Genomic DNA, 6582 nt, shown 5'->3' on the forward strand with positions numbered 1-6582 from the left:
GTTTTATCACGGTGAAACAGCAGGCCCCGAAGCCCTAGCCTCTTGGCATGATCACACCGTCGTATCCTCCCAAGCCCTCGCCCGGTGACCGTATCGCCGTCCTCTCGCCGGGCGCCGGCCTCCCGGGCCTCTTCCCGGTCCCCCACGAACTGGGCCTGGAACGGCTGCGCAAGGAGTTCGGCCTCGAGCCGGTCGAGTACCCGACGACCCGCAAGATGGGCGCGACGCCGCAGGAGCGGGCCGACGACATCCACGCGGCCTTCGCCGACCCCGACATCAAGGCCGTCATCGCCTCGATCGGCGGCGACGACCAGATCACCGTTTTGCCGCTGCTGGACCGCGAGTTGATCCGGGCCAATCCGAAACCGTTCTTCGGGATGAGCGACAACACCAACCTGCTCGCGTTCTTGTACAACACGGGCATCGTCGGCTATCACGGTGCGACCGTGATGGTGCAGCTCGGGCGGCCGGTGGCCATGGACCCGCTGACCGCGGAGTCCCTGCGGGCGGCCCTGTTCACCTCGGGACCCTACGAACTGCGGCCCGCCGAGCGCTGGAACGACATCAACCGCGACTGGGCCGAACCGGCGACCTTCCAGTCGGAACCGGAGACCCGGCCGGGCACCGGCTGGATCTGGCGCAACGCCGACCATGTGGTCGAGGGCCGTGGCTGGGGCGGCTGCCTGGAGATCCTCGGCGGGCTCCTGATGGCCGACCGCGAGATCTCCCACGACCTGTCGGTGTACGACGGCGGCGTGCTGTTCCTGGAGACCTCGGAGGAGATGCCCAGCGGTACGGAGGTCTTCCGGACCCTGCGCAACATGGGCGAGCGTGGCCTCCTGCAGCGGTTCTCCGCGTTGCTGATGGCCCGTGCCAAGACCTGGTCCTTCGAGCAGCCCAACAGCCCCGCGGACGCCGCCCGGTACGCCGTGGAGCAGCACGAGGCCGTGCTGAGCGCACTGGAGACGTATGCGCCCGACACCCTCGCCGTCTTCGACGTGGACTTCGGCCACACGGACCCGCAGCTCGTACTCCCCTATGGCGGGACGATCCGTGTCGACGGCCCGCACCAGCGCATCACCGTCACCTACTGAGCCCCACGACACGCGTCGCGACACCGTGCGCCCCCGTAACTCACGGTCACGGTGGGTAGTTGACGCGGCATGCACGACGTACAGACCGTAAGCACCGCACAGACGCCCTCCATGCCGCGGCTCGCGGCCGCCTCGCTCGCCGGGACGGCCATCGAGTTCTACGACTTCTTCGTCTACGGGACGGCCGCCGCGCTTGTCCTGGGACCGCTGTTCTTCCCGACGTTCTCGCCGCTGGCGGGAACGCTGGCGGCCTTCGCGACGTTCGGTGTGGGCTTCGTGGCCCGGCCGCTGGGGTCGGTGCTCTTCGGTCACATCGGGGACCGGCGCGGACGCCGGCCGGTCCTCGTCGTCTCCCTGCTGCTGACGGGTGCCTCGACGGTCGCGGTCGGATGCGTGCCGACGTACGGCTCGATCGGGGTGGCGGCTCCCGTGCTGCTGCTCGTGTTGCGGTTCCTGCAAGGGCTGGGGCTCGGCGGGGAATGGGGCGGCGCGGTGCTGCTGACGGCGGAGCACGCGCCCGCCGGGCGGCGCGGGCTGTGGTCGAGCTTTCCGCAGATCGGGCCGGCGGTGGGTTTCCTGCTCGCCAACGGGGTGGTGCTGGCGCTGTCCGCGACGCTGACCGAGGCGCAGTTCACGCAGTGGGGCTGGCGGGTGCCCTTCTGGGCGGCGGGCGTGCTGGCGGTGCTCGGGCTGTGGCTGAGGTCGTCACTGCCCGAGAGCCCACGGTTTCTGGAGATCGAGGCCCCCGCGCGCGTGCCGCTCGTCGAGGTGGTCCGCTCCCACTGGCGGCTCGTCCTGCTGACCGCCGGCGGACTCGCCGTCGGGTACGCGATCTTCTACGCCGTGACGACCTGGTCGCTGGCCTACGCGACGGAACGGCTCGGGGTGAGCCGTACCGTCATGCTGACCTGCATCATGGCCGCGGTGCTGGTGAAGGGGGCGCTGACACCCGTGGCGGCCCTGCTCGGCGACCGTTACGGGCGGCGGCCGTTGTGCCTCGCCGGCTGTGCCGCCGCCGCGCTGTGGATGTTCCCCCTGGTCGCCCTCCTGGGCACGGGCGAGCCGCTGCCGATGTTCCTGGGCTTCCTCGGTGCCATGCTCGCTTTCGTCACCATGTTCGCCGTCATCGCCGCCTACCTGCCAGAACTGTACGAGCCGAGGATCCGCTGCACGGGGGCGGCGGTCGGCTACAACCTCGGCGGAGTGCTCGGCGGCGCGCTCACGCCCCTCGCGGCGACGGCACTCGCCGAGCACTCGGGGCGCGTCCCCTGGGGAGTGGGGGCCTATCTGACGGGCATCGCACTGCTCAGCCTCGGCTGCTTCGCCCTGCTGCCGGAGACCCGGCCGGCACCGGCGGCGCGGACGGGGCCGGAGCCACGGCCGGCGCCGAGGGCCGCCTCCTGCCCGGGACCGAGGGCCGTGGCCGGGGCGGAGACCGGAGCTTGGACCGGGACCGGGGCTGGGACCGGAGCGGAGGCCGGGACTGTGGCCGTGGCCGGGACCGTCGCCGTGGCCGGGACCATGACGGAGGCCGTGGCGGAGGCCGAGGCCGGGGCCGGGGCCGGGACCAAGGCCGGGACCGGGACCAAGGCCGGGGTCGAGGCCGGGACCGAGGCCAGGACCGAGGCCGGGGTCGGGGCAGAAGCCGAGGCGGAAGCCGGGGTCGAGGCAGAAGCCGAGGCGGAAGCCGGGACCGAGGCAGAAGCCGAGGCGGAAGCCGGGACCGAGGCAGAAGCCGAGGCGGAAGCCGGGGTCGAGGCCGGGGCGGAGGCCGGTGGCCTGGCCCTAAGGATTGATCGCCAGCTCCATATACGCCGCGAACAGCACCAGATGCACGCCGCCCTGGAGAGGCGTGGCCCGTCCGGGTACGACGGTCAGGGAGCTGACGACGACAGTGAGCGCGAGCAGCACCATGTGGGTGGGGCCGAGGCCTAGGACGAGTGGGCCGGCGAGCCAGAGAGAAGCCAGGGCGACAGCCGGGATGGTCAGGCCGATGCTCGCCATCGCGGAGCCGTGCGCGAGGTTGAGGCTGGTCTGCATCCGGTCGCGGCGGGCGGAGCGCAGCGCGGCGATGGTCTCGGGGAGCAGCACGAGCAGCGCGATGATCACTCCGACGACGGCATGGGGAAGCCCGGCGGCCTCCACGCCTTCCTCGATCGTGGGCGAGACTCCCTTGGCGAGCCCCACCACGCCGATCAGGGCCAGGCCGAGCAGGCTCAGGCTGATCACCGCGGTCCGCGAGGAGGGCACGGCGGCGTGGTCGTCCCCGATGACCATGTCTCCGTCGCGGGGGACAGGCAGGAAGTAGTCGCGGTGCCGGACTGTCTGGGTCGCCACGAACAGGCCGTAGAGGATCAGTGAGGACAGGGCGGCGAAGGTGAGCTGGACGGTGGAGAACTCCGGTCCCGGTTTGCTGGTGGTGAAGGTCGGCAGGACCAGGCTGAGGGTGGCCAGGGTCGCGACGGTCGCCAGGGCGGCGCCGGTGCCCTCGGGGTTGAAGATCGCCGTGCCGTGGCGCAGGGAGGCGACCAGGAGGCACAGGCCGACGATGCCGTTGCAGGTGATCATCACGGCCGCGAAGACCGTGTCCCTGGCGAGGGTCGAGCCCTTGTCGCCACCGTCCGCCATCAGTGTGACGATCAGCGCGACCTCGATGATCGTCACGGCCACGGCGAGCACCAGGGAGCCGAAGGGTTCGCCGACGCGGTGGGCGACGACCTCGGCGTGGTGCACGGCCGCCAGGACGGCTCCGGCCAGGATGACCGTGATCACGGCGACGACCACCGGGGCGAGGTCACGGCCCCAGGTCAGGATCAGCAGGACGCCGGCGAGCGCGGGCACGACGGACGTCCAGCGGATCGTGAGCGACCTGAGCCGAGCGATCATGCAGTGATCGTCGCAGAGCGGTGCGGACCATGCATTTCGGTCGACGCGAGCGGACTGCGCAAGCGCCGGGAGCGGTGCCCGGCGCTTCGCCGCGCACCGCTCCCGGCGGCCGTCCCCACGTACCGCGTGGTCAGACGTCGATGCTGTCCTTCGCAGAGCCCTCGCTGCCGGTTCCCGGCTTCTCGGCAGCCGCCTGCTCGGCCGCCGCCTGCCTCTTGGAGGCCCACAGGCTGGTGATCGTGGTGACGATCAGGACGGCGCAGATGACACCGAGCGAGACCGGGATGCTGATCTCGGGGACGTGGACCCCGGACTCGTGCAGCGCGTGCAGCACCAGCTTCACGCCGATGAAGCCGAGGATGATCGACAGGCCGTAGCTGAGGTGGACCAGCTTCCTCAGCAGGCCGCCGATGAGGAAGTACAGCTGCCTGAGGCCCATCAGCGCGAACGCGTTGGCCGTGAACACGATGTACGGATCCTGCGTCAGGCCGAAGATCGCGGGGATCGAGTCGAGGGCGAAGAGCACGTCGGTGGAGCCGATCGCGAGCATCACGACCAGCATCGGGGTCATGACGCGCTTGCCGTTCTGCTCGATCCACAGCTTGGTGCCGTGGTAGCGGTCGGCGACACCGAACCTGCGCTCGGCCGCCTTGAGCAGCTTGTTCTCCTCGAACTCCTCGTCCTCCTGGTCGGCCCTGGCCTCCTGGATGAGCTTCCAGGCGGTCCAGATGAGGAAGGCGCCGAACAGGTAGAACACCCAGGCGAAGCTGGCGAGGATCGCGGCGCCCGCGGCGATGAAGATCGCCCTCAAAACCAGGGCTATGAGCACGCCGACGAGCAGGACCCTCTGCTGGTACTGCGAGGGGACGGCGAACTTCGCCATGATCAGGACGAAGACGAAGAGGTTGTCGACGCTGAGTGACTTCTCGGTGATGAAGCCCGCGAAGAACTCTCCGGCGGGCTCGCCCCCGCCGAAGAGGAACAGGCCGAGGCCGAACACCCCGGCCAGGGCGATCCAGACGACGGTCCAGATACCGGCTTCCTTGATCGACACGTCATGCGGCTTGCGGCCGATGAAGAAGTCGATGGCGATGAGGGCACTCAGGCCCACGATGGTCAGGACCCACAAGGTCAGGGAAACATCCACTGCTGCGCCTCCGGCAGTACGTAACGGCAGGTGATCAGCGTCGTCGCGCTGCCGGAGGTCTCTTCCACCCCGGGTCCCGGCGCACAGCATGCGCACGGGACCACACGGGCCGACGCCCCGGGATCAGGCCTGATCCGTATTGACGGGTACGCCGCAGCAGACAGGGAGTACTCCCCTCCGTGGGAAAAACAGTACCCCAATTACCAAGAAAAGGTAAAGTGCTCGGCAAAAGAAAGGCTAAGTCGCCTGGTCAGGCGGCCTTTACGGATACTTGACAAACGACGGAAGCGGATCACTTCCGCCACAGGCGGCGGGCCTCGGCGACCTGCGCGAGGACCTGCTGGAGCACCTGGCTGCCAGGCGGCAGCAGGGCCGGCTCATAGGTCCAGGCGTGTCCGACCCAGGGATCGGCGAGGTGGTCGTCCGGCACCGGAGTGAGGCGCATCAGCCCGCGCCACAGCGGGTCCAGCAACGGACCGTAACCGGCGGCGTCCTCACGGTCGGCGACCAGCATCAGGTGGACGCCTACCGCCGGGCCCTCGTCCGCGAGGTAGCGGAGCCGGGTCACGGCACGGTCGTCGAAGCCGTGCGGGAAGTCGTTGACGACCAGGAGCTGCTGGGCCGTGTCGAAGTCGGGGGGGAGGGAGTCGGCGGCGCCGCCGCGCACCGCCATCTGCACCAGGTCGACGTGCTCGGTGAGCCGGGTCAGGATGTCCGCCACACCGGCCGCGCCCACGGCGGGCGGCGCCGCGAGCACGCCGCCGTGCACGAGCGGGGCGAACGCCTGCGCACCCGAACCGGCCGGGTCGAGGACATGCACCGTGAACTCGTCGGCCGGATGGACCGCCAGCAGCCGGGCCGTGTGCGCCACGGCCGAGTCCAGCGCGAGCCGGCGCAGCTCGTGGGAGTCGAGGAACGAGCCGTCGGGCCCTGCGGTCCGCCCGCTGTCGATCCACAGACCGCGCTCCAGCGGGAGCCGGATGAGCATCGGGATGCGCAGCCGGTCGCTCTCGGGCAGGTGGAGGTCGCCCAGGCGCAGGGCCATGGGCATCTCCATGGGGACGCGGTAGGCGTGCCAGGCCGGGTTGTCCCAGCGCGCGTAGGCCGGGGGCAGGGCCGGCTCGACGACGTCGGCCTCGGCGGCGAGCTGGGCGAGGTCCCGGTCCAGGACCTGCCGGGCCTGGTCGACGAGTTGGGCGTGCTTGGCGCGAGCGGACTCGCGGGCCGCGTCGCCCTGACCGCCGATCCGGCTGCGCGGGTCGGAGAGGACGTCGTCGAGTTCCCTGTCCATCCGCGTGTCGGCGAAGTCGACGGCGCTGCGGTATGCGGCAGTGCTGCGGGCCAGGTCCTCGAACATGCCCCAGACCTGGTTGTAGAGGCGCTCCTCCATCGACCAGCCGGTGGCGTCACCGGCGACCGGCTGCGCGGACCGGCCGGGCTCGGCCGGGGGTGCGG

3 protein-coding genes and 2 pseudogenes are annotated in these 6582 nt (G+C 70.6%); 2 read left to right on the forward strand and 3 right to left on the reverse strand.

The features are described 5' to 3' along the window. The first annotated feature begins 47 nt into the window (after positions 1 to 47). Both P1P75_RS19665 and P1P75_RS19670 read left to right on the forward strand, forming a co-directional pair. Positions 48 to 1094, forward strand: a complete 1047-nt coding sequence (locus tag P1P75_RS19665; RefSeq protein WP_319257093.1) for an LD-carboxypeptidase — start codon at positions 48 to 50, stop codon at positions 1092 to 1094. Positions 1095 to 1205: 111 nt separating this feature from the next. After that, a pseudogene (locus P1P75_RS19670) lies at positions 1206 to 2447 on the forward strand (MFS transporter); the annotation flags it as partial. A gap of 432 nt (positions 2448 to 2879) precedes the next feature. Here the strand turns inward: P1P75_RS19670 and P1P75_RS19675 are convergent. From P1P75_RS19675 to P1P75_RS19685, 3 genes and pseudogenes are all read right to left on the reverse strand, one after another. Next, a complete protein-coding gene (locus P1P75_RS19675) occupies positions 2880 to 3980 on the reverse strand; it encodes an ionic transporter y4hA (RefSeq protein ID WP_319257096.1) in 1101 nt (366 codons plus the stop codon). Positions 3981 to 4110: 130 nt separating this feature from the next. Continuing rightward, positions 4111 to 5127, reverse strand: a complete 1017-nt coding sequence (locus P1P75_RS19680; protein WP_319257099.1) for a TerC family protein — start codon at positions 5125 to 5127, stop codon at positions 4111 to 4113. Positions 5128 to 5419: 292 nt separating this feature from the next. Continuing rightward, positions 5420 to 6582: pseudogene (locus P1P75_RS19685) on the reverse strand (export associated protein); the annotation flags it as partial.

The sequence above is a fragment of the Streptomyces sp. ID05-39B genome, from assembly GCF_033794725.1.
GTDB classification, from domain to species: domain Bacteria; phylum Actinomycetota; class Actinomycetes; order Streptomycetales; family Streptomycetaceae; genus Streptomyces; species Streptomyces bobili.